Consider the following 23,477-nt stretch of genomic DNA (forward strand, 5'->3'; position numbering starts at 1 on the left):
CCAACTATATCGTCTGCAACGGTACGAATTATTTTATTGACACCCTCGGCACGATTTTCGTGACGCATCGCCTATCGTTGGTGCAAAGAACCGCCGTCTCGTTCGAGTCTCCCCTCTCCTCAAGCCCGACCAGCAATGCTCGCACGAGTGTTAATTGCGACTCTGCTCGCTGCCGTCGGCGCCGCGGTGCTGTTCGCGCTAAGAGCGACGCCCACGTCGAAGAGCGATCGTGCTGAGGGACCGCAGGCGATTGCCGGGTTTCGCGTGGAACTGGTTTACTCCCCTTCCCTAGCGAAGGAAGGTTCCTGGGTCAGTCTGGCGGTTGACTCGAAAGGTCGGCTGATTGCGAGCGACCAGTACGGGCTGCTTTATCGCATCACTCCCTCTCCGCTCGGCGGCAAACCTGAGCAAACCGCGGTCGAACCGATCCGCGTCGGCGCCGGTGCGGCGCAGGGGCTGGCCGTCGTTGGCGATGACTTATACGTGATGGTGAACTCGCAGGCGGCGGCGCTGCCGAGCGGGTTGTATCGCGTTAGCGACAGCAACGGCGACGACCAGTATGACGATGCTAAGCTGTTGCTTCGCATCGAGGGTTCGGGCGAGCACGGGCCGCATGCCGTGGTGGCGTCGCCCGACGGCAAATCGCTCTATTTGTCGGCGGGCAATTATACGCGCTCGCCGCGGTTTAAGGGGTCGCGCGTCCCCGCGGGCTGGGGCGAGGATCAACTGCTACCCCGCCTGGACGACCCGGCCGCTCAGGCGAACGGCATCCCGGCTCCCGGCGGCTGGATCGTGAAATGTGATCTCGACGGCGAGAATTGCGAGTTGATCAGCGTCGGCTATCGCAACATTTATGATTTGGCCTTCAATGCCGATGGCGAGCTGTTTACCAGCGACTCCGATCTCGACGTCGATGTCGGCACGCCGTGGTATCGCCCCCCTTCGCTGTTGCATGTGACGAGCGGGGCCGACTACGGCTGGCGCGGCGGCGACGGCATTTGGCCGACTTACTATCAAGATACGCTGCCGCCCGTTGCCGTGATGCCGCCGGGCTCGCCGGCAGGCATCGTCGCGGGAACGGGGGCCAATTTCCCCGAGCCGTATCGCGATGCCATCTTCATCGCCGATTGGAGCCGCGGCGCCATTTACGCCGCTCCGCTGGAGCCGAACGGTTCGAGTTACCGCAGCGATTGCGAACCGATCGCGTGGGACGTCGGCGGCGTCACCGATCTCGTCGTCCGGCCGCAGGATGGCTCGCTCTATTTCACCGTCGGCGGGCGGCAGATTCAGTCGGGGCTCTATCGGCTGGTGTGGGATGGCGACGGCGCCGAAAAGCAACAGCCGGCGAGCGCAGAACGCGCCCCGACGCCCGTTGACGCTGCCACGGCAGCCGAGCAGCGATCGCAGCGGCAAAAACTGGAAGAGTTACACGGCGATCTCGCCGAGACCGCCATCGAGTCGATTTGGCCCGCACTCGCGAGCCTCGACCGGTTCGTTCGCTACGCCGCGATGACGGCGTTGGAACGCACCGATACGAAGGGCTGGCAGACTCGCGCGTACAGCGAGCCGAACACGCGCGCGCGATGCGCGGCGCTCACCGCCCTCGCCCGCCGCAGCCAGCCGGCGTATCCCGCCAAGTGGGCCGATTCGCTGTTGGAACTGCCATTCGCGACGCTTACCGCCGAAGAACAGTTGGAAGTGCTGCGAACCATTTCGCTCGGCGTCACGCGGTTCACTAACCTCGACGACGCGCAGCGGACGCGTATTGCCGCCGCAATCGCCGGTTGGTTTCCGTCGCCGCGGGCTCAGGTAAATGGCGAGTTGGCCAAACTGCTCGTTCGCCTCGAATCACCCGCGGCGATCGAACCGTTGCTCAAGGAGTTGGCGGACGAGCCGAATTCGGTGCAGGCAATCCAGGCCGCGGTGCAGCTCAGCGCGGCGAGCGCTGGGTGGACTCCAGAAGGGCGGACGAAGCTGCTCGACTGGTTCGACGCCGCCGCGAATTTCTTCGGGAAGCGTGCGTTCTACCCCTACTTGGCGGCCGCCAGAAGCCGATTTGTCGGCGGGTTTGGCAGCGAAGATCGCAAGGATTTTGCCGAGAGATTGGCTCAGCCGAAAGTTGCTGAAGAGGCGGCGAGCGAGCGGCAAGAGCGGAAATTCGCGAAGCATTGGACGACCGATGAAGTCGTCGCCGCTGTCGAAGCCCCAGACAAAGCTGGGCAAGATACTGAGGCTGCGCGTATTCGCGGCCGGCAACTGTTCGTAGCTGTCGGTTGCGCCGATTGCCACGCCATGCGCGGCGAAGGGGCGTCGGTTGGGCCCGATTTAACCAACGTCGGACGGCGCTACTCGGTGCGCGATTTGGCCCGGGCGATCACGCAACCCGACGACGAAATTCCCGATCTCTACCGCCAGACGACGTTCGTCGTCGACGGTCGGACGATCACCGGCCGGCCGACGAACATGACGGCGACCACGATTTCGGTGACGACCGACATGCGCGACCCGGCGAGCGCGGTGAAGTTGGAACGGGGCGCCATCGAATCGGAATCTGTTTCGACGACCTCCGCGATGCCTGCCAACCTGCTCGATACGCTCTCGCCAGATGATATGGCTGACCTTTTTTCGTACTTGCGCGCGGATGCCGACGCCGGAAGCGGCGAACGACCCGCGACAACGTTGCCCTAGTTGACTCTTTCCTTAGGATTCGCGTCGGACGACGCAGTAACGGACCCACTGACAATGGCAAACGACGCTCCCCCTCGTCTCATCTCCCCCTATCGACTCGCATTCGTGGCGTCGATCGGCGGCTTTTTGTTCGGCACCGACCTCGGCATGATCGGCGCCGCGAACGTCTATCTGCGCGATCAGTTCCATCTGTCCGATGCGCAATTCGGCTTCGCGACTGCCAGCGCTGTGCTGGGTTGCATCCTCGGCCCGGGCTTGGGGGCGTGGCTGTGCGACGCGATCAGCCGCAAACGGACGATGTTCGTGGCTTGCATACTCCTGGCGGTTGGCGCCGTGTTTACTGCCGTGCCGGATGCGTTTGGCGACGGGTCTGACGCGTCGACGATGGCGTATTTCAACTTTTTCCGCTTTGTGGGCGGCATCGGCGTCGGGCTTTGTTCCGTCGCCTCGCCGATGTACATCGCGGAAATCGCCCCGCCAGCCCGCCGCGGCGCCATGGGGTTGATGTATCAACTTGCGATTGTCATCGGGCACGCCGTCGCGCCGCTGGTGGCGTTCGGCATCGTCTACTTCTTGCGGGTGAACTACGGCGTTACCGAAGCGGCGGTGGCGGAGAATGTTTGGCATCAGCCATGGCGTTGGATGTTCTTCTCGGAGATGGTGTTCGTCGTGTTCTATGTCGGTTTCTTGGCCGGGTTGCCCTACAGCCCGCGCTGGCTGGCCGGCAGAGGCCGCTTCGAAGAAGCGGAACGAGCCCTGGCTTCGATCGACGGCCCTGAATTCGCGAAGCGGGAAATCGAGCAAATTCGCGCCTCGATCAACGAGGAAGTCGGTTCGTGGAGCGAACTCCTCAAGCCGGGCATTCGCACGGCGGTGATAATCGGCATTCTGCTCACGTTCTTCAACAACTGGACGGGTTGGAGCGTCATCGGCGGGTACATTCCGCGGCTGCTGCAGTTGGCAGGCTTCGATCGCGAGAGTGCGATCGGCAACTTCGTTGCCGTTTACGGCGCGATGGCCATCATGACGGTCGCCTCGATCATGCTCATGGATCGCGTCGGTCGCCGGCCGCTCTGGATGATTGCATCGCTGATGATGGCGGTAATCACTGCTGCTACTGGATACATGTTCTACATGGATGTGACGGGTTGGCCGGTCCTCATCATCCTCGGCTTGGTGACGATTCCGCACGGTTTGGCGCTCGGCGGCATTCCGTGGTTGATGATGTCGGAATTGTTTCCGACGCGCCTCCGCGCGAAAGCCGTCGCCCTGACGACGACGGTGCTCTGGATTTTCATTTTCGCCGGAGCGACGTTGTTCCCCATGATTACGGGCTTCTCGCAACGGGAGTTTCTCACCGCGCGGAAGGCCCAAGTCGAAGGGGCGCAACTCTCGTTCGTCGATGGAACTCCCGACGCGATTGTCGATTCCGAGGGTCGCTTCATTGACGCTGGCTTCCAAGCCAAAGATCAGATCACGATCTTCGGCGCGACCTCCCCGCAAAATGACGGGACGTTCGTCGTGTCGGAAGTCGAGAGCGGCCGCCTGTTGCTCGACGGCACCGCCAATTTGAAGAGCGAAGCGGGGACCGCGAAAACGACGGTGCAGGTCGGGTCCGTATCCGCGGCGTTTTATCTGTTCAGCGTGATTTGCGTGCTGTCGTTCATGTTCGGCTTGTGGATCATGCCAGAAACCAAGGGCAGATCACTCGAAGAAATCGGCAGTTCTTGGGAGCATCCGCCGGCTGGGCACTAACGGGGGCAGCGGCAACTTGAGGACGCAACGCAAACTGCCTCGCCGGCTTCGGCCGGCGAGGCAGTAGGTTGTGAAATGGATCGAAGCGGATTGGAGAGTGGCCGGCACGATCGGCGACTAGCGATCAGCGGCGCCGCTGTTCGCGACGTCGTCTTCTTCCTTGGCTTTGGCCTTGAGAATCCGATCGCGGTCGCGATGGACGTTGATGTGGGCAGACAGCATCGAACTGGCCGTTTGGTAATCGCCTTCACGGAGCGTGTCGATGATTTCCTGATGGCCGCGGATGCCGTTCTTCCAGCGGGACTTCGAGAAGTCGGCCCGAAACTTCTGGAAGAAGACTTGGACTAGGTCGTTGAAGGCGGCTAGCGCCCGCACGCCGCTGGAGGCAACGAGCAAGCAGTGAAATTGAACCTCGCCCTGCAGCCACTCGGTTTTCTTGGTGGCGCGGCGGAGCTTCTCGTTAATCGCATTGAGTTCTTCGTAAATCGACGGGTCCTTGGCCATGCGTTCGGCAACCTGCCGGAGGCCGCCGGTCTCGACGACGATGCGGGTGTCGATGAGTTCTTCGAGGGGGTAGTCCGCCAAGGCGAAGTGAAAGCTGAGATAGCGGCTGAGGCGCTTCATGCTCACCTTGCCGACGGAGAGGCCGCGGCGGGGGGCGGCGTCGACGATGCCCAAGAAGCCGAGGGCCTTGGTCGCTTCGCGAACGCTGACGCGGCTGACGGCGAACTGTTCCGCCAGCTCGCCTTCGGTGGGCAGGCGATCACCAGGCTTCAAGCCCTTATTGATGATGTAGTTGCGAAGCTTCGCGGCGACGATTTCACTTTTGCTCAGTTTGGCCACGCGCGTCTTCCTCGCCTCGAATGAACCTGGCATCAGCGCCGCAAGCATCGCGGCAAAGAGATGTAGAAATTGTTTGCAGAAGCTATGTACGAACGCGGCGACGCGATTATAATTATCTTACAATTGGCGTCCGCGGGGGTGCCATGACTCTTCTACAATACCTTATATACTGACGCAGCGGTTACCTTATGTCTCGCTTGATTGTCACGGATTATACATTCCCGACTTTGGAAGTCGAGCAACGCCGGCTAACCCCACTTGGCATCGCCGTCGAGGGAGTGAAGGCGGGCGAGCGTGCCGAATTGCTCGCTAAATTGCCGACGGCCGACTTCGTTCTCACCCAATTCGCCAAGCTCGACGCGGAAGCGATCGACTGCATGGAGAAGGCCCGCGTTATCGTCCGATACGGTATCGGCGTCGATAATGTCGACTTGGAAGCGGCCCGGCGGCGCGGCATCCCGGTTTGCAACGTGCCGGACTATTGCATCGACGAGGTTGCAGACCACACGCTGGCGCTCGTCCTGTCGGCCACGCGGCGCGTTGTCGAAAACGCCAACTTTGTCAGCGGCGGCAAGTGGGGGCTCCCCGTTCCCGTCACCGACATGCGGTGCCTGAAAGCGATGACCGTGGGCGTCGTCGGCTTCGGTCGGATTGGTCGCGAAGTCGCTTCACGGCTTTCGAACTTCAAGTGCCGTTTGCTGGTGAGCGACCCGGCCGCGAAGGCTGCCGACGTCGAAGAGGCCGGCTGCGAACTGACGAGCCTGGAAAATCTGCTGGTGAACAGCGACCTGGTGACGCTGCACTGCCCCGCGATTCCTGCAACCCGTCATCTGATCAATTTCGACACGCTCGACGCGATGAAGCCGGGCGCCATTCTCGTGAATGTTGCTCGCGGCAACATCGTTGATACGTCGGCGATGTACGAGGCCCTGAAGAGCGGCAAACTTGGCTTCGCAGCGCTCGACGTCTTTGATCCGGAGCCGCCGGCCCCTGATCACCCGGCGCTGGCGCTGAAGAACGTTATCCTGCACAGCCATATCGCCTCGGCCAGCGACGAAGCCGTGTTGAAGCTGAGAAGCGACGCCGCCGCGATCGTGGCTCTCTGCAACGAAGGCCAACCGCTGCCGAATATCGTTAACGGGGTCACCGGCCCGGCGCGATTCGCTGCGATGGCCGTCAGCTAGCCTCCGCTTTTCTCCCCTAGGCGGCGACTTCCTGCGCCGCCGCATAAGCAAGTCGAATTCTTATGGCAAGCGCAGTTGCCGATCAGACTATTTCGATCGGCGAATTAGAGGATTTCTGCATTCGCGTGTTGACGAGCCTGGGCGTCGGACAAGACGACGCCCGGACAACCGCGAAGGCGCTCGTGACCACCGACACATGGGGCGTCTACACGCACGGGACCAAACTCCTTCGCGGTTATGCGCGGCGGCTTCGCGGCGGCGGTTTGCGCAACAACCTTTCCCCGAAGATTGCCGACGAAGGCGCCGCCTGGGCGCTCGTCGACGGGCAGTCGACCCTGGGGCAGGTGACCTCCACGTTCGCGACGGACGTGGCGGTTCGCAAAGCGCGGCAAGCTGGCGTGGGATTTGTTACGGTCACGAATAGCTGCCATTTTGGCGCCGCGGGCTACTATGCCTGGCTGGCAGCGAAGTCCGGCATGATTGGCCTGGCGATGGCGAACGACGTTCCCAGCGTCGCGGCGCCCGGCTCGCGCGGGCCCGTGCTGGGGAGCAATCCGATCGCCTTCTCGTGCCCCACGGCCGCGGGCGACCCGATCTTGCTCGACATGTCGATCGCCACCGTCGCCGGCGGAAAAGTCTTTGCACGCTGCAAACGGGGCGAGCCGATCCCCCCCGGTTGGCTTGTGGACGACGCCGGCCAGCCGACGCAGGATGGCACGCTCTATCCTGATCGCGCTTCGCTGTCTCCGGTGGGCGGCCACAAGGGCTACGGGATTGGGTTGCTGATCGAGATTCTCGCCGGCGTGTTGTCGGGGGCCGCGGTTACCAAGCAAGTCGGCAGTTGGTTGTTCGGCGATATGTCGGCGCCGACAAACCATGGCGCCGCATTCCTCGCGATCGACGTGAGCGCCATCATGACGCCTTCGACGTTCTACGAGCGAATCGCCGCGTTGATTAGCGAGATTCACGCCGAGCCGACTGCCGAGGGCGTCGCTTCGCTGATGCTGCCGGGCGAGATGGAGTGGCGCAATCGTCGCCAAGCCGAGTCGAAGGGGATCGCGCTGCCGGCCGACGTGATCGATAGCCTGCAAGAGGCTGCTTCGGAGAGCGGTCAACCGTTCGTGTTCTAGTCTGCTTTTCATTCACATTTATCTCACGTCGGCCAATAGTTAACGCTCCGTTGGCGACGCTTATCAATATATGAAAATCATTCGTTTCCAAGATTCCGCCGGGTCGGTTCAATATGGCCGGCTGGGCGACAACGATCGCGTCACGTTGCTGGAAGGCGAACTACTTTCCGGCCTGCGCGACACTGGTCGCGACGCGACGGTTAAGAAGCTGCTCGCGCCGATCGAGCCGCCGGTCGTTTACTGCATCGGGCTGAACTACGTTCGGCACGCCGAAGAAGGCGGCCTGAAGCCGCCGGAATTTCCGGTCGTCTTCATGAAGTCGCCGGCGACCGTGCAGAATCCGGGCGATCCGATCGAGCTGCCCCGTCAGCTCCGTTCGGACGAGGTCGACTACGAGTGCGAACTCGCGGTCGTCATCGGCAAGAAGTGCAAGAACGCCACGCAGCAGAACGCGCTCGACTTTGTGCTGGGCTACACCTGCGCCAACGACGTCAGCGCACGCGATTGGCAAGGCAAGTGGGGCGGAAGCCAGTGGTGCCGCGGCAAGACGTTCGATACGTTTGCTCCGCTCGGCCCTTGCCTGGTGACGACGGACGAAGTCAAGAACCCGAACAGTCTGGGCATTCGCACCGTGCTTAACGGCGAAACGCTTCAGGACTGGAACACGGAAGACATGATTTTCAATGTTCGCCGCTTGATCGAGTTCCTGAGCGGCAGCACCACGCTGTTGCCGGGTACGGTGATTCTGACGGGGACGCCGCACGGCATCGGCGCCGCCCGGAAGCCGCCGATTTTCCTGAAGGCCGGCGACTCGATCACGATTGAGATCGACGGCATTGGCAAGCTGACGAATCCCGTCATCGACGAGCCGTTGAAGTGATTGAATTTGAGACTCGCGGAGTCGTTGCAAACGCCGACGACTGCGCGAGTGAACAGAATACAATTTGAACTTACGGAACAACGGCGCATTGCCTGCGCCGAGCATTTGCGAGAAGACCCCATGGCAACGGTTACCGCGCCAAACGTCGATAAAGCGACTTGGATCGACCTCTATCGACGCATGCTGCTGATTCGTAAGACCGAATTGCAGTTGGCTAAATCGCATCAACGCGGCGACGTTCACGGCGCCTGCCACACCTATGTGGGGCAAGAGGCCGTCGCGGTGGGTGTGCTGGCGCACTTTAGTTCCCGCGACATGGTGTTCAGCACGCATCGCGGCCATGGCCATGCGATGGCCAAGGGGATGCCGGCGGAAGATCTCATTGCCGAACTGTACGGCCGCGTGACCGGCTGTTCGCGCGGCCGAGGCGGGAGCATGCATTTGTTCTCGCCAGAGATCGGCATGATGGGGACGAGCGGCATCGTCGCGCCGTGCATCCTGCAGGCGGCCGGCGCCGGGTATACCTTCAAGCTCACCAAAGAGAGCTCGGTCTCCGCCGCGTTCTTCGGCGACGGCGCCGTCAACAACGGTGCGTTTCACGAAGGCCTGAATCTCGCCAGCATCTACAAGTTGCCCGTGTTGTTCGTATGCGAGAACAACCAGTACGCCACCGAAGTTCCCTTCAGCTACTCGGCCGGCAACCCGCATGTCGCCAATCGCGGCGCAGCGTACGGGATTCCGGCGATCGAGGTCGACGGCAACGATTTGCTCGCGGTTTACAGCGCCGCGCAAATCGCGGTGACGCGGGCTCGCCGCGGCGAGGGGCCGACGCTCATCGAATGCAAAACGTATCGGACGCGCGCTCACTCCGAGGGGATGACCGACTTTACCTATCGGACGCGCGACGAGGTCGAAGATTGGAAGTCGAAATGCCCGATCGTGCGATGCCGCGAGGCGATTCTCGAGGCGTTCGGCGACGAAGAGGGCGTGACCGGTACTTGGCTGGATGAAATCGAGGACGAAATCGCTGACGAAGTCGCCCAAGCGCATGCGAATGCGATCGAGGCCGACTACCCCGAAGCCGAGGACTCGGCGACGCACGTGTTTGCGGAGCCGCGCGAGTCTTCGCTGCCCCTCCCCTCCCCTGCCGACGCGACGAGCGAAAAATCGTTCGTCGAAGCGACGGTCGATGCGCTTCGCTTCGCTCTGCAGCGTCATGATCTCATGTTCGTGATGGGTGAAGGGGTGGGCGAACGTGGCGGCAGCTTCAAAACCACCGACGGGCTCTACAAGCTCTTCGGCGCCGAGCGGATTTGCGACACGCCGATTTCCGAACGCGGATTCATCGGCCTCGCTTGCGGCGCCGCGATGTCGGGCAGTCGCCCGGTAATTGACTTCATGTTCGCCGACTTCATCCTCGACGCCGCTGGCGAGATCATCAATCAGATTGCCAAAGTGCAGTACATGTCGAACGGCCGCATCAAGATGCCGGTCGTTCTGCGCGGCTGCATCGGCGCCGGGCACTCGGCCGCGACGCATCACTCCGGCAGCTACTACACGACCTACGGGCACTTTCCCGGTTTGAAGGTCGTGGTGCCGTCGAACGCTTACGACGCCAAGGGGTTGTTTGCGGAAGCGCTGGCCGGCGACGATCCGGTACTATTCCTTGAGCATCGCGAGTTGCTGACGATCAAGTGTGCGGTTCCCGAGCAAGACTATCGCATCCCGTTCGGCCAGGCCGCGATTGTTCGCGAAGGGACCGACGTGACTGTCGTCTCGCTGGCTCAGATGGTGCACAAAGCTGCTGTGGCGGCGGAGCAGTTGGCCGCGAAGGGCGTTTCGGTGGAACTGATCGATCCGCGCACGATTGCGCCGCTCGACGTCGATACGATTCTTGCTTCCGTGGCGAAAACCGGCCGGTTGCTCGTCGTCGACGAGTCGTTCGGCCCGTACGGCCTTGGCGCCGAGATCGCCGCTCAAGTTTCCGACCGCGGCTTCGACGACCTCGACGCGCCGATCAAGCGTCTGAACGGCAAACAAGCGCCGACTCCGTATTCGCCGGTGCTTGAGAACAATAATATTCCGCAGGTGGACGACATCGTTGCAGCGATTGAAGAGTTGATGGCAGAGTAAAACGCAACAAGCGTCTGCCGCCTACTAAGTTGTAATGATTGTTCGAGGGGCGCAAGCCTCACGGCATCGCGTCTCTTCTCTGAGTGAAAGCGTACCGCAAGATGGCTAGTTCGATTGAAGTCACCGTTCCACGCCTTGGCTGGTCGATGGAAGAGGGCTCCTTCTGCCGTTGGCTGAAGGAGGAAGGCGAGATGGTGCGCGAGGGGGACGGTCTCTACGAGTTAGAGGGTGACAAGGCGACGCAAGTGGTCGAGTCGTTCGACGCCGGCGTGTTACGAATTGGTCCGGACGGTCCGCAATCTGGAGACATCGTCAAGGTTGGCCAAGTGCTGGCACACCTGGAGCCGCGGGGCGGGAAGGCGGCGGCGCCCAAGGCCCCTGCGGCTCAACCTGTTCAGGCAGCTCCCGCTACGACGAACGGCAACGGCGCGAAAGCCGCCGAGAAGAAAACAAACGGCGCTCCCGCCCAAAACGGCAATGGTTCGCACGTCGCCGCGGCTCCGGCAGTTCAGCCTCCACAGGCGGCTGTTCCCGAAAAGACGAGCGCCTCGACCGCCCCAGTCGCTAGCCCTTCTGTTCGGCGGCTGGCGAGAGAGTTGGGAATCGATCTGCAAAAGTGCGATCGCGACGATCCGTCGCCGCTGTCAGCCTCCGAACTGATGCGGCTTGCTGCTCAGCCGTCGGCAAAGCCAGCGGCGGCGTCGGTAGCCAGAGCAGCGGTTAGCGGCGATGTCGCCGTGACGCCGCGAGCGAAGCGCGTCGCTAACGAACTGAATGTCGATCCTGCTGACGCGGTCGGTTCCGGCCGGAACGGTCGCATTCGCGAACAAGACGTGCGCGCGATTGCCGCCAACGCTTCGAGCAAACCAGCGGCGAAAGTTTCGGCCGTGCCGGCCGGTCAAGGCGCGATCGGCGAGCCAATCACTCAAATCCGCCGCGTGATCGCGCAGCGGATGATGGCCGCGTCGCACGAGACGGCGCCGGTGACGCTGACTGCTCGCGCCGACGCCTCGGAACTCGTTCGCTTCCGCGACGAATGCAAGCGGACGAGCGTCGAGCGGGGCGTCAATCCGCCGAGCTATACGGAACTGTTCGTGAAGCTCTGCGCCGCCGCACTAGAAAAGCATCCGGCACTGCTCGACCAGTGGGTCAACGAGCGCCTCGTCAAAGCTGAGGGCGTGAACATCGCGGTGGCGGTGGCGACGCCTAATGGCTTGATGACCCCTGTGATCCGCGATGTTCCGCGGTTGTCGCTGCGAGAGCTGTCTGCCAGCTTCGCTAATCTGATTGAACTTGCTCGCACGCAACGGCTTGTCGCCGACCAGATGCGCGGCGGCGCCTTTACCGTCAGCAGCCTCGGCGGCTATCGAGTGGAGGCGTTCACGCCGATTCTCAATCCGCCGCAAACGGCGATCCTTGGCATCGGCAGAATCTCCGAGCAGCCGGTTGCGAAGCAGCGGCAGCTCGTGGTCGCCGACGTAGTCAACCTCAGCCTGACGTTCGATCACCGCGTGGTCGACGGGGCGCCCGCGGCGGCATTCCTCACTTCGCTGTGCGACGTCATCGAGAATCCGCTGGCGTGGCTGCTTGGTTAGACTTCAGCTCGCGAGATCGTCGCAGCGCTTCTAGCCCCGGGCTCCGCCCGGGGGTCGGCCACTACATCGCACGACGTCGCCAAGCGGAATGGCAGCCCACCCCCGGGCGGAGCCCGGGGCTAGGGGAGATCCGGCGAATGCAGGGTGCGTTCTAGATCGTGACGCCGAGCAGCGCTTGGGCAGCTTGCGCAATGATCTCCCGCGGTCCGCGGTACGCGAAGACTTGGCTCACGTCGTCGCTGCGAGATTGCCCCGTGGGGCCGCCGATCGCCGGGGCGTGATATTCAAGCTCCGCGAAGTGGCCGAGGTAGTCGGCGTCGATATTGCACGCCTGGAAGGCATGGCCGCCACGCTCAGGGGTGTGTAGCGGCACATCGACGTACGGGCCGATCAGGTTGTTCTGAAAGTTGCGCACGACGAGCGATGCTACGGTGCTGTCTTCGTCATCCTCGCGCACATAGCCGGCGCGTCCGGTAGTGGCGATGGCGTCAAGGCCGATCTTTTGTTCGTTGGGGGCCGACATCCGGTAGCGGACGCAGCGGGGTTCCGTGCGCACGTCGCCCTGCGGGATGTCGCCGAAGTAAACCACGGGAGTCGTTGGCCCGTAGGTCGGGACGACCATTTCGCCGCCGCCGGGAAGCTGCAGCAAGTTCCAAATTCCGATTTCAACGTTGTCGGCGAGCGGGTCCAACAGTTCGAGCGACGTATGCAGTTGGTAACCCGCGAACTCGAGTTCGCCCGCCAATCCAACTCCACAGTCGGCGAGCGGGTTGGCGATCATGCTGACCGTTTTGCGGATGCGAATGGACTGCGTCCAGCCGCGTCGGAACGAGTGAATCGCCAGCGAGTTCTCCACGATCATTCGCGTCGGCGTGCGCGACGCGACCCACCGGCCCGGATCGAGCTGCCGCGGCTGAAAATACTGTCGGCTCGTGTCGGGATAATGCGGGTAGAAGAAATCGATTTCAGGGCCCAGCCAGGTGCGATCGCCGCCGCTGTTGCACCAGCGATCGGAGCCAAAGTGTTCGCGTGCGAGTTCCGGGCTGGAGATCGCGGCGCTCGTCCACAAGAAGTTCTTCGAGCTAGCGTTCGAGTAAAGTCCCAGTACTCTTCCGCCGTGCGGCAGAACGAGCACTGTCTCGCCGGACGGCCCCGTGAGCGTGAGCGGAGGGCGGCTCGCGCGTTCCAATGATTCGATCAACTGCTGCTTGGGAGGGGCGGCGGCCAGGGTGCGAAGATCTCGTGCGATCGTTTCGGGCATAGCAAACGAACCTTACGACGGGGGCGGTCAACAGTACAGATTCTCGGATAACGCGAACGGCGACTAACGGGCTGCTTCGATACGGTAGACGGCATCGCTCGTGCGAATGATGAGCGCGTCGCCGGTGACGGCGAACGAGGCCAGTGTCGGTTCTTCTAGGCTATTCTTCGCCAGCAGTTCGTATCGCGGCTTGGCGGCGATCACGTAGCAGGTCCCGTTGTCGCTTGGAAAGTAGATGCGTCCGGCGGCGTAGATCGGCGACGCGGAGAAATTTCCGCCAAGCCGTTTCTTCCACACGACTTTACCCGTCGCCGCATCGGTGCAGGCTGCGATTCCCGCGTCGCTGACCATGTAAATGTGGCCATCCGCGACAACGACGGACGACGTCAGCGGGGCGAAATTATCGTGACGCCAGACGACGTGCGTTTCCGAGACATTCCCTTCGCCGTCTGGACGGATGGCGAGCAGTTCCGGCGGTGACTCGCCGCCATTGCAGGCGAGCACCATGCCCGCGGTGTAAACCGGACGCGACGCCGTCGACCACCGTCGATCGAAGTAGACGTGCCACAATTCGCGGCCATCCGCTGGATCGTAGCTGCCAATCATGTGGCTGGCTGGGCTGACCAGTTGGACGCCGCTGGCGGTGGTTGACGAAGGGACAGTTAGCGGCGTCGAGAAGGCGAATCGTTCGGGCTCCATCGGCTGACGCGGCGTCCGCCAGAGTTCCTTGCCGGTCGTCTTGTCGAGCCCGACGATAAACGGGTTTTCCACGCCATCGCAATTGAAGACTATTGTATCGCCAACGACGACCGGCGACCCTGCCCCGCCGTGGCGCGCGTCATACGTGATGGATTTGTTCTCCCACAGAATGTTGCCGTTGACGTCAACGGCGGCGGTTCCCAACGGCCCGAAGTGAGCATAAATGCGATCGCCTTCTGCGAGCGGGGTCGGGCTCGCGAAGGTGTTCTTCGCATGCCCCGACGGATAGCTGCCGGCGTCGTAGTGAAAGATCTCGCGATCCCACAGAATCTGCCCCGACTGCGCATCGAGCGCGAGTAGTCGCAGGCTCAACGCACTCGCCGTTGAGTTGCTGCCGACTGGTTCGTTGTTGTTGACGTCGGGCCCGCCGCCGCCCGCCTGCTCTTGAACAGCAGTCGTCACGTAGATGCGGTCTCCCGCAACGATTGGCGACGACCAACCGCTACCGGGAATCGGCGTGCGCCACGTGACGTTTTTGTCAGGCGCCCACTCGATGGGCGGCTTGGCGTCGCTGGCAACTCCCTGGCCGGTCGGGCCGCGAAATTCGGGCCACTCCGCGGCGCTCGAAGCGGATGCGAGACACAAGACGATCGCAAGGAGGCGATCCGCGCGAAAGTGAAGGAGTTGAAACATTGCTAATGCTTACGGAGAAGAAAGAGATGAGACGCCGTCGACAAGCGACATCGCCCTTCCGAGCGATGCGCGTGAAGAAAGATTTTATGCGCATTGTCTTGCGAATCGCTTGTCCGGCGTTCATAATTGTCATACAAATAGAAGGGGGTCGCAAGCCCTTGTTTCTCGTCTTGAACCTGATTGTTCCGCTTCCTTTTCCAACCTAGTCGCACGCGGCGTCTGGCCGCTGAGCGAATCAATCACCTCACACGATAAGTGCGTGAATATGCCTAAGCCATTGTTTCGCGGCGTCTGTGCTTCGACGATTACGCCGTTCAATTCTCACGGCGAACTCGACCTGTCATTGCTGCCGGCTCACGTCGATTGGATTATCAGCGAAGGGGCGAACGCAATCTCGCCGCTAGGAAGCTCGGGCGAGTTTCCCGTGATGGAAATCGAAGATCGCAAGCGCGTCCTTGAGGCGGCGCTCGAGGCGAACAATGGCCGCGTGCCAGTCGTCGCCGGGACGCATGCTTACTCTACTCAACATACGATCGAACTGTCGAAGCATGCCGAGCGTGCAGGCGCCGATTCCCTGCTGATCGTACCGCCCTACTACATGGCGCCGACGCCGTCGCAGGCGATGACGCACTATCGGCGGATCGCCGAAGCAGTGTCCATTCCGGTGGTGCTGTATCACAACGTACCGCTGACTTGCGTCGACTTCACGACCGATCACCTCGCCAAGCTCTTCGAGGAAAAGGCGATTGGCGGCGTAAAGATGTCGAACCCAGAGCCCGATCGCATTTGCCAATTGCTGCAGGCGACCGGCGGCGATCTGTTCGTCTACGCGGGTCTCGACACCGTCGCGTTCGAAGGTCTGTGCCACGGGGCGCACGGCTGGATTTCGGGCATCCCGAGCATGGTCCCGCGTGCGGCTCAGCAGCTTTACACGGCGATCGCGATCGACGGCGATTTGCCGGCAGCGCGGGCGATCTGGAAGAAGCTAGGCCCGCTGATGCGGATTCAGTTCAGCAGCTATCTGTCCAAGGGCGAAGGCGCCCATTGGTTCAGCGTGATGAAGGCGGTGCTCAACATGATTGGACCGCCGGTGGGCGACCCGCAGCCGCCGATTTTGCCGCTGCAGGAGAACTACCGGAAAGAAATCAGCAAGATGCTCGCCGAGCTTGATTACCGTGTCAAATCGTAGCGTTCGTCAACCATTTAGGCCGCAACAAGTGAATCGCAAACAGACATTTTCGTGGCTGATTTGCGCAGCAAAAGCGGAGTGCTTCTGGCGGCGTGGTTCGGATGATTTCGGAATAAATAAACACGAGCGGCGCATTGACCTAAATGGCGTAAGTAATTATATTACAAAACAGCGATTTGTAAGATAATTAGACGGTTGCAGATTGCGTCTCTCTTCAACTTCGTTCCTTTTCAGTTTTCGTGTTCGTCGGGTCGGGTTAGCGGCCTGATTTTCCGCTTCTCTCCAAAGCAGTAGTGCGCTTGCTGGGGGCAGCGGGGTGAGTGCGGACGGGCCGCTGGCCGACCTGTCGACCAGCCGGATCAGAGTAGGTCACCCAGGCAATCTCTTTCATCTCTTGTCACGCTTCTTGGAGTTCGTCTCATGAAAAGATTTTTGTCGGCAGTCGCCGTTGCGGCGCTTCTCGGGGCAGCCGAGTCGCACGCTCAGCTTCCAGCCGGTGATTTGCGTCTATGGCTCAAGGCAGATTCGCTGCAAGTTGCCGAAGACGCGCCGATCACGCAGTGGGTTGATTCGTCAAGCTACGGCACGACGTTCGCGCCTCGCACAGTGAGATGGGACGGTACGACTCCCGTTGAAGAGCAGCCGCATCTGCAAACAGTCACGGTGAACGGGCGGACCTTCCCGACGGTGAAGTTCGAACGCAATGGCGCGCTGCCGTCGGGCGACCCGGGCGTCGACCGGTCGGGCAATACCGATCGTCTCTTTCAGACTAGCAACCTGGCGCCTGGCAGCAATCCGTTGGCAATCGTTGACGGCACGTCGATGACAAGCTTCACGGTGTTCAAACCGAATATCACGACAAGCGGCGCCTTGGGAGCTCAAGCCGTGTGGGCTCTGCGCGGGAACGATGCATCGCTGATGGAAGTCGGCATCAATCCGGTGGGGCGCCTCAACCACGTTAGCTACGACGCGTACGTGGGCTACCAAACTCAAGCGACGATCCCGGCGGGCAAGTGGAATGTTCTGGAATACGCCCTGACCGAGCAGTCTCCGTTTGACGCGGTGACGTTCCGCTCGAACTCCACGGAAGATGCGTCGGCCCCGCTGACGAACCTGCCAGTGGCGACGAACGGCGGCGTGATTGCTGACCGGAACGATGGCATCAACGAAGAGCCGGCCGGTTCGCTCGAACCGTTTGGCATCGGCGGCCACGCACAGAATTGTTGCGGCGAAGGCGAAACGTTCGCGGGCAACATCGCGGAGATCATCATCTACGCTCGCGTGCTGACGCCGGCGGAGACGGAGCAAGTTTACGCTTATTTGTCTGACAAATATCTGGCTGTGCCGGAACCCGCTTCGGCACTGGCGGTGTTAACTGGTATGGGCGGCGTGGCGCTCATCCGGCGCCGTTTGGCGGCTGGCAAATAGTCGCGGGAGTGTGGATCGGAGGGACTTTCCTAACGATGATGAAAGATACGACTTTTCACGAAAATTTTTGACTCTTCGATTGATTGATTCGGCGCCGTCGCGAGGGCGGCTGGACCAGGGCAGTAAGTCAGAACACTCGCGATTCCGTTCGCCGCCGGCGGGAAGTCTTGGGGAGGCTTCCCGCGGCGTCAACGTAGCGGATCTAGCGCTTTCGATCGCTCTATTCTTACGAGGAAGGAAGACAACTCATGACTCGTCGCAGGTATTTAAGCAGCATCCTACTCGGCCAATCGTTGGCCCTGCTGTTCACGGTCGCTGCCTTCGCTCAACCGACTCCCCCCGCCGTGCTCAACACGACGGACCCGGCGTTGCGCCTCTGGCTGGATGCGAGCACGCTCGCCGCTGCGGGATATCAAACGGGCGATCCTATTACCAGCTGGACTGACAAGTCGAGCTACGGCACCATCATGGCGCCTCGCGCCACGACTAATCCGAATGGGCCGAACATCGGCGACCCGGTCGAAGAGCATCCCCACTTCGAATTGGTGAACATTGCCGGCAACATGACGCCGACGGTCCGCTTCGATCGCGATGGACCGCCGAGTCAGCTGGGCAATCCGGCCGTCGACGGAACCGGTTCGACCGATCGTCTCTATCAGACGAACAACCTGAAAACCGCTGGGAATCCCACCGCTTTCGATCCGCTCGACATTGGCGACGGCAGCAGCCTCACGACGTTCATCGTCTACAACCCGTTCGTCACGACGTCGCTCAATGCTGGCGGCGGGCCGATCCTCGGCACGCAGGTGGTCTACGGGAAGCGCGGCACGTCGAGCTCGGTGTACATGTTCGGGATCAATAACTCGCCGAACAACGGCTACAACACGTTCGTCAGCTACGACGGACCGGTTTTGTACCAAAGCATCGCCAAGCCGACCGAACAGGTCTGGCACGTGAGCTCGATGGTCATCACCGACAATCCAGGTGCGACAGACGTTGATACTTTGCAATTCTTCGACGCCCAGGGGCAGCTTCCCAATCAAACGTTGACGGAAATGGGAACGCAGCGGCAGGATGGCGTGCCGAATAACATTATCAATGGCCGCAACGCTTCGACTCCAGAAGCCTTCGGCATCGGCGGTCATTCGCAAGCCTGCTGCGGCGAAGGCGAAACGTTTGGCGGCAATATCGCTGAACTCATCATCTTCGCGAAGAAGCTGACCCCTCAGGAGTACAGCGACGTCAGCGCTTACCTGAGCCAGAAGTATTTCACTCCTGGCGTGAGCAACGTCGCCGGCGACTACAACGGCGACGGCAGCGTCAACGGCGACGATCTGGCGGTGTGGAAGACTCAGTACGGCCAAGCCTTGCCGGCGGCTCCTAACGCCGACGGCACTGGCGACGGCGTGATCGATGGCGCCGACTTCCTGTTCTGGCAGCGAGCCATGGGCAGCGGAGCCGGGGTAGCGGCGGCGTCTGCGGTACCTGAACCGGCTTCGGCTCTGCTGTTGATCAGCGCTGTTTCGATGCTGGCTTGGGAGCGTCGGCGGCGTGCATAAGCGACGGAGCAGCGGCAGGTTGTCGGATTGGCAACCTGCCGCTTGCTGCTTTGGCGGTCTCGTAGGAATTCTTGTCAGAACAGTTGTCTTCAGTTGGCTTCAACGGGCGGTTCGAAGCCTTCTTTACGGAGCGCAGAGATGAAGAAGCTAGGAAAGCGCGCGGGTTTCACCCTCGTGGAATTGTTGGTCGTCATTGCCATTATCGGCGTGCTCGTGGCGCTTCTCCTGCCGGCCGTTCAGGCCGCCCGCGAAGCGGCTCGGCGGACGCAATGCATGAATCGCTTGAAGCAAATTGGGATCGCGTTTCAGAATCATCACGATTCGCAGAAGTTCTTTCCTTCCGGCGGGTGGGGGTTCTCCTTCGTGGGCGACCCTGATGAAGGCTTCGGCGCCGGCCAACCAGGTGGATGGGCTTATAGCGTGCTTCCTTACATGGAGTTAGCGAGCCTCCACGACATCGGCAAGGGTGTGAAGGTGACCAACGGCGCGACGAACGGCACGAAGAAAACGTCTAACGCGCGGATGATGCAAACTCCGGTGCCGGAGTTTATGTGCCCGACGCGCGGCCGAAATGTGATCGCCCCGGCTTGCTGCGGACCGTCTAACGCTGACTTCGCGACCGACATGGCGGTGGCCAAATCGGATTATGCCGCGAACTACGGCGACAACAATTTCAAAGACAAGAACAAACCTGAATGCGGAGCCATCGTTTACATGTTCGACCCTCCGCTTCCCGGAAACATTGTCGCTGGGAGAACGTTCCCATGGCCGCGTACTGATCAAATCACCGGCGTCGTGTTCATGCGGAGCGAAGTGACGATCGCCCAAATGCCAGATGGTACCTCAAACACCTACGCCGTCGGAGAGAAATACATCAATCCTCTCAGTTACGAAGACTACACTGACGGCGGAAACGACTGGTCGCTCTACTCGGGCGGTCAAGACGATACGCTTCGGACGACAATGTACAGACCGAATATCAGCCCTCCCTTAGTGAGCACGCCGCTACAAGATAATGCTCAGGCTGCTACTTACAACGAAATCTTCGGCAGCGCGCACGCCGGCGGAACTATGTTCGCGATGTGCGACAGCTCGGTACAGTTCATCAGCTTTGATGTTTCTCCGGAGGTTCATCGTTGTCTGGGTAATCGGGATGACGGGCAGGCCGTCTCGCTGTCTGAGTTGGGAGGCGGCGGCGCTTCTGCGGGCGTAATCGGGAGCGTATGTCAGTAACCGATTCAGTAGATCAGAGTGACGCCTTAAGGCGATGCCGGCGTCATTGATGAGCGGCCCTGCGAATTGAAGGAAGGATGGAATGAGAGTGTTCGGTAAGCTGGGACTGCCGGCGTGGACTTCGGCTTTCGCACTCTGCTTAGGGTGTCAGGCGGGCCCTACGCAGATTTCGATTCCCACCGTCAATCCAGGGACCGCGGCGGCAGGCGCTATCGAACTGGCTGATAAAGACGGCGACGAAGCAATCTCGAAGGAGGAAGCGGTCGCAACTCCATCGCTGTTGGCTGTCTTCGAAAAATACGACGCCAATACCGATGGTCGCATCGACGCCGCTGAAATCGAGGGGCAAATTGCGTCGTGGTACGCGAAGGCGCCCATGGTCTTCCCGGTTCGTTGTCTCGTGAAGATGGATGGACGCCCCCTCATGGGCGCGAAAGTTGTTTTCGAACCTGAGCCATTTCTGGGCGTGGATCTCGGGGAAGGCGTCTCGGATGTAGGAGCCGCTGGAGACTGCGGCCCGTCGCTGCTGCCGGAGCGTCTTGGAAAAATCCCCTACGGAATGTTTTGTGGCTTGTATCGCGCTAAGATCACGCACCCCAGCAGGCAAATTCCAGCGAAGTACAACGAACACACTGAACTCGGATTCGAAGTCAGTCCCAGCCTCAACCCAAACGATCCGCCGGTGCTTTCGCTGTCCTCGAAGTAGCGCTGTATTTCATTTTGAAGGCGCCGGCGGTAGGCAACGTTGGCCTCTTTCGCCATCGTTGCGACAGCCAATCAGCAAGTCTGGAAATTTGTAGTAATGAAGATCGTAAAAATCGAAACACTTCGTTTCGATGCGCAGTCGTCCGACGCCTGGCAAGCGGAGAACAAGGTCGCCCGGCAGGCGATGCCCAACAACCTCTGGGTTCGCATTCACACCGACGACGGGCTTGTCGGCCTCGGCGAGACCTATTACACGCCGCGCGCCCTGTCGGCCATCATTCACGATATCTACGCGCCGCTGTTGTTGGGCCGTGATGCGCTCGACATCGAGAATCACTGGAACAACTGCTTCTCGCTCGCCAATTTCTGCGGCTACGCCGGCGCGGAAATGCGGGCCCTCTCCGCGATCGACTTCGCGCTGTGGGATCTTGCCGGCCAGCATCTCGGCCAGCCGATCTACAATCTGCTCGGCGGCAGAAACCGCGATCGAATTCAGGTTTACAACACCTGCGTTAGCTCGGGCAACAACCGCGACCTTGACGACATCATGGAAGGCCGTGCGGGCGAGGTCGCCGAGTCGCTCCTCGCGCAGGGCGTGCGGGCGATGAAGATCTGGCCGTTCGACCAGTTCGGACCGACGCTCGCCGGCCCAACGCGGCCGAAAGAACCGGTGGTGATGTGGGGCGGCAAGACGGCCGCAGGCACGCTCGGTCATTCGATCAGCAACGAAGAAATCCGTCGCGGCTGTGCGATTGTCGAAGATATCCGCCGCGCCGTCGGCGACCGGATGGAGATCGCCATCGAAGGTCACGCCCGCTGGGACCTGCCCGCCGCGACGCGGATTGCGAAGGCGCTCGAACCGCTCGATATCATGTGGCTGGAAGAGATCATGCCGCCTGACAACGTCGACGCCTACGTCCGGCTGAAGACGGAAACGAGCATCCCGATCTGCCAGAGCGAGCGCGTTTTCACTCGTTACCACATGCGTCCGTGGGTCGAAAAGCACGCCGCCGACATCATCATGCCCGACTTCTCGTGGTGCGGCGGATTCACCGAGGGGCGGAAGATTTGCAGCTTGGCGGATACCTATTTCCTGCCAGTGACGTCGCACGACACGATCGGCCCAGTCGGGCTCTGGACTGCCGCGCACCTCATGCTGCACATTCCCAACGCAATGACGATGGAAACCGTGCGCGGCTACATCGATGGTTGGTACAACGAAGTCGTGACTGACAAAATCAAGGTCGTCGAAGGCCACTTGTTCCTCGACGGCAAGCCGGGCCTGGGGACGCAACTCCGCGACGATTTCATGTCGCGACCGGATGCGGTCTGGGAAGCGACGACCATAGACACACTCAAACGGTGGTAAGCAGCGGTATGCCCGAATTTCGCGTTCTTTACACTGGCGACTACCTCGACGTCGATGGCGGAGTCACCGTCAACAGCGGCGATATCGCACTCGATCTGTACGAATCTGCTCCTTGGATTTCGCAGGATTTTCTCCGCGATCAACAGGAGCAGCGCGGAGACGACCAATATTGGTCGAACATTTACTCGATGGCGATCAAGCCCGAGCATGTGCGCGCGGCCAACGGCATCGTCATCTTTCGGCCGTGGGTGAAAGAATCGGCGTTCGCGCAGGGTAGCGACAATTTGGTCGTCATCGGCCGCGCCGGCGCCGGGTGCGACAAAATCAGCATGGCAGCCTGCACGGCCGCCGACGTGGCAGTGTTCAACGCGCCCGACACGCTCACCCACGCCACGGCGTCTTCGGCGTTTCTGCTGATGCTAGCGCTGGCGAAAAAACTGCCGCAGCACCAACGGATGGTCCGCGACGGACGCTGGGATCTGCAGCCGGTGATGATGGGCGACGATCTTCCGGGCAAGACGCTCGGCATCGTGGGGCTGGGCAAGAGCGCCTACGAATTGCTGAACTTGGTGCAACCGTTCCGCATGCACACGATCGCCTACTCGCCCAGCGCCGACCCCGCTGAAGCTGCTCAGTACGGCGTCAAGCTGGTCAGTAGTCTGGAGGAGCTCTTCGCTACTTCGGACTTCGTGAGCCTGCATGCGCGGCTGACGGACGACAAGCGGGGGATGATCAAGCGGCAGCATCTCCGTGCGATGAAGCCGACAGCGTACTTTGTGAATGTGGCCCGCGGCGAGCTCGTCGACGAGCCGGAGCTGGTGTCGCTGCTGCAAGAGGGCAAGATCGCTGGGGCCGGACTCGACGTCTTCGAGCACGAACCGTTGCCGGTTGAGCATCCGCTCAACGCGCTCGACAATGTCATTCTCACGCCGCATTGGCTGCCATCGACGCGGCAAGCAGCGCGGCAGACGATGGAAGTGATGTCGCAAGGCATTCTCGCCGCATCGCAAGGCAAGATTCCGGCGAACGTCGTAAATCGCGATGTCCTGGAGCGGCGGGGATTCCAAGAAAAGCTAGCGCGCTTCGCGGCCAATCAACGGGAAGCGCTCGCTGTGTAGCAACTGCGGAGGAGG

17 protein-coding genes are annotated in these 23,477 nt (G+C 61.2%); 14 read left to right on the top strand and 3 right to left on the bottom strand.

The window, feature by feature from the left end; translation table 11 throughout:
• Positions 1–147 precede the first annotated feature (147 nt).
• On the top strand, positions 148–2,688 hold the full coding sequence (locus ACQY7R_RS00355; protein WP_428303614.1) for a c-type cytochrome: 2,541 nt from the start codon (positions 148–150) through the stop codon (positions 2,686–2,688).
• Positions 2,689–2,742: 54 nt separating this feature from the next.
• Entirely contained in the window at positions 2,743–4,443 is a 1,701-nt protein-coding gene (locus tag ACQY7R_RS00360; RefSeq protein ID WP_428303615.1) for an MFS transporter, read from the top strand.
• A 117-nt stretch (positions 4,444–4,560) separates the two neighbouring features.
• On the opposite strand, the gene ACQY7R_RS00365 is transcribed toward ACQY7R_RS00360, so the two are convergent.
• Complete coding sequence (locus ACQY7R_RS00365; protein ID WP_198421732.1) at positions 4,561–5,286, bottom strand: FadR/GntR family transcriptional regulator; 726 nt, start codon at positions 5,284–5,286, stop codon at positions 4,561–4,563.
• Positions 5,287–5,474: 188 nt separating this feature from the next.
• Here ACQY7R_RS00365 and ACQY7R_RS00370 point away from each other — a divergent pair, with 188 nt between their 5' ends.
• The 5 genes from ACQY7R_RS00370 (at position 5,475) to ACQY7R_RS00390 (ending at position 12,208) form a co-directional block, all read left to right on the top strand.
• Positions 5,475–6,470 (top strand): C-terminal binding protein, encoded by a 996-nt coding sequence (locus tag ACQY7R_RS00370; protein ID WP_428303616.1) that lies wholly within the window; start codon positions 5,475–5,477, stop codon positions 6,468–6,470.
• A 62-nt stretch (positions 6,471–6,532) separates the two neighbouring features.
• Positions 6,533–7,600: an Ldh family oxidoreductase gene (locus ACQY7R_RS00375; protein WP_428303617.1), complete on the top strand. Its 1,068-nt coding sequence runs from the start codon at positions 6,533–6,535 to the stop codon at positions 7,598–7,600.
• A gap of 70 nt (positions 7,601–7,670) precedes the next feature.
• Positions 7,671–8,480 carry a fumarylacetoacetate hydrolase family protein gene (locus ACQY7R_RS00380; protein ID WP_428303618.1) on the top strand — a complete coding sequence of 270 codons (810 nt, stop codon included), beginning with the start codon at positions 7,671–7,673 and terminating at the stop codon, positions 8,478–8,480.
• A gap of 120 nt (positions 8,481–8,600) precedes the next feature.
• Entirely contained in the window at positions 8,601–10,613 is a 2,013-nt protein-coding gene (locus tag ACQY7R_RS00385; RefSeq protein ID WP_428303619.1) for an alpha-ketoacid dehydrogenase subunit alpha/beta, read from the top strand.
• A 101-nt stretch (positions 10,614–10,714) separates the two neighbouring features.
• Positions 10,715–12,208, top strand: a complete 1,494-nt coding sequence (locus tag ACQY7R_RS00390) for a dihydrolipoamide acetyltransferase family protein (protein ID WP_428303620.1) — start codon at positions 10,715–10,717, stop codon at positions 12,206–12,208.
• 151 nt (positions 12,209–12,359) lie between these two features.
• On the opposite strand, the gene ACQY7R_RS00395 is transcribed toward ACQY7R_RS00390, so the two are convergent.
• Positions 12,360–13,469 (bottom strand): DUF6786 family protein, encoded by a 1,110-nt coding sequence (locus tag ACQY7R_RS00395; protein WP_428303621.1) that lies wholly within the window; start codon positions 13,467–13,469, stop codon positions 12,360–12,362.
• A gap of 63 nt (positions 13,470–13,532) precedes the next feature.
• Positions 13,533–14,861 carry a PQQ-binding-like beta-propeller repeat protein gene (locus ACQY7R_RS00400; protein WP_428303622.1) on the bottom strand — a complete coding sequence of 443 codons (1,329 nt, stop codon included), beginning with the start codon at positions 14,859–14,861 and terminating at the stop codon, positions 13,533–13,535.
• A 265-nt stretch (positions 14,862–15,126) separates the two neighbouring features.
• Between ACQY7R_RS00400 and ACQY7R_RS00405 the strand changes: the two genes are divergently transcribed.
• The 7 genes from ACQY7R_RS00405 (at position 15,127) to ACQY7R_RS00435 (ending at position 23,462) form a co-directional block, all read left to right on the top strand.
• Complete coding sequence (locus ACQY7R_RS00405; protein ID WP_428303623.1) at positions 15,127–16,050, top strand: dihydrodipicolinate synthase family protein; 924 nt, start codon at positions 15,127–15,129, stop codon at positions 16,048–16,050.
• A gap of 420 nt (positions 16,051–16,470) precedes the next feature.
• Positions 16,471–17,478, top strand: coding sequence for a PEP-CTERM sorting domain-containing protein (locus ACQY7R_RS00410; protein ID WP_428303624.1), 1,008 nt, complete (start codon positions 16,471–16,473; stop codon positions 17,476–17,478).
• A 248-nt stretch (positions 17,479–17,726) separates the two neighbouring features.
• Positions 17,727–19,037 (top strand): hypothetical protein, encoded by a 1,311-nt coding sequence (locus ACQY7R_RS00415; RefSeq protein ID WP_428303625.1) that lies wholly within the window; start codon positions 17,727–17,729, stop codon positions 19,035–19,037.
• Positions 19,038–19,175: 138 nt separating this feature from the next.
• Entirely contained in the window at positions 19,176–20,270 is a 1,095-nt protein-coding gene (locus ACQY7R_RS00420) for a DUF1559 domain-containing protein (protein ID WP_428303626.1), read from the top strand.
• A gap of 82 nt (positions 20,271–20,352) precedes the next feature.
• Entirely contained in the window at positions 20,353–20,976 is a 624-nt protein-coding gene (locus ACQY7R_RS00425) for a hypothetical protein (RefSeq protein ID WP_428303627.1), read from the top strand.
• A gap of 96 nt (positions 20,977–21,072) precedes the next feature.
• A complete protein-coding gene (locus tag ACQY7R_RS00430) occupies positions 21,073–22,344 on the top strand; it encodes a mandelate racemase/muconate lactonizing enzyme family protein (RefSeq protein ID WP_428303628.1) in 1,272 nt (423 codons plus the stop codon).
• Positions 22,345–22,352: 8 nt separating this feature from the next.
• The gene (locus ACQY7R_RS00435; RefSeq protein ID WP_428303629.1) at positions 22,353–23,462 is read left to right on the top strand and encodes an NAD(P)-dependent oxidoreductase; all 1,110 of its coding nucleotides are present in this window, start codon (positions 22,353–22,355) and stop codon (positions 23,460–23,462) included.
• The last annotated feature ends 15 nt before the right edge of the window (positions 23,463–23,477 follow it).

The sequence above is a fragment of the Lacipirellula sp. genome (assembly GCF_965279485.1).
In the GTDB taxonomy this organism is placed as follows: domain Bacteria; phylum Planctomycetota; class Planctomycetia; order Pirellulales; family Lacipirellulaceae; genus Lacipirellula.

Bases quoted from the DNA above. Each gene is read 5' to 3' on its own strand.
- ACQY7R_RS00360 (WP_428303615.1), top strand. From the start codon at position 2,743: ATGGCAAACGACGCTCCCCCTCGTCTCATCTCCCCCTATCGACTCGCA.
- ACQY7R_RS00370 (WP_428303616.1), top strand. From the start codon at position 5,475: ATGTCTCGCTTGATTGTCACGGATTATACATTCCCGACTTTGGAAGTC.
- ACQY7R_RS00375 (WP_428303617.1), top strand. From the start codon at position 6,533: ATGGCAAGCGCAGTTGCCGATCAGACTATTTCGATCGGCGAATTAGAG.
- ACQY7R_RS00380 (WP_428303618.1), top strand. From the start codon at position 7,671: ATGAAAATCATTCGTTTCCAAGATTCCGCCGGGTCGGTTCAATATGGC.
- ACQY7R_RS00385 (WP_428303619.1), top strand. From the start codon at position 8,601: ATGGCAACGGTTACCGCGCCAAACGTCGATAAAGCGACTTGGATCGAC.
- ACQY7R_RS00390 (WP_428303620.1), top strand. From the start codon at position 10,715: ATGGCTAGTTCGATTGAAGTCACCGTTCCACGCCTTGGCTGGTCGATG.
- ACQY7R_RS00395 (WP_428303621.1), bottom strand. From the start codon at position 13,469: ATGCCCGAAACGATCGCACGAGATCTTCGCACCCTGGCCGCCGCCCCT.
- ACQY7R_RS00400 (WP_428303622.1), bottom strand. From the start codon at position 14,861: ATGTTTCAACTCCTTCACTTTCGCGCGGATCGCCTCCTTGCGATCGTC.
- ACQY7R_RS00405 (WP_428303623.1), top strand. From the start codon at position 15,127: ATGCCTAAGCCATTGTTTCGCGGCGTCTGTGCTTCGACGATTACGCCG.
- ACQY7R_RS00410 (WP_428303624.1), top strand. From the start codon at position 16,471: ATGAAAAGATTTTTGTCGGCAGTCGCCGTTGCGGCGCTTCTCGGGGCA.
- ACQY7R_RS00415 (WP_428303625.1), top strand. From the start codon at position 17,727: ATGACTCGTCGCAGGTATTTAAGCAGCATCCTACTCGGCCAATCGTTG.
- ACQY7R_RS00420 (WP_428303626.1), top strand. From the start codon at position 19,176: ATGAAGAAGCTAGGAAAGCGCGCGGGTTTCACCCTCGTGGAATTGTTG.
- ACQY7R_RS00425 (WP_428303627.1), top strand. From the start codon at position 20,353: ATGAGAGTGTTCGGTAAGCTGGGACTGCCGGCGTGGACTTCGGCTTTC.
- ACQY7R_RS00430 (WP_428303628.1), top strand. From the start codon at position 21,073: ATGAAGATCGTAAAAATCGAAACACTTCGTTTCGATGCGCAGTCGTCC.
- ACQY7R_RS00435 (WP_428303629.1), top strand. From the start codon at position 22,353: ATGCCCGAATTTCGCGTTCTTTACACTGGCGACTACCTCGACGTCGAT.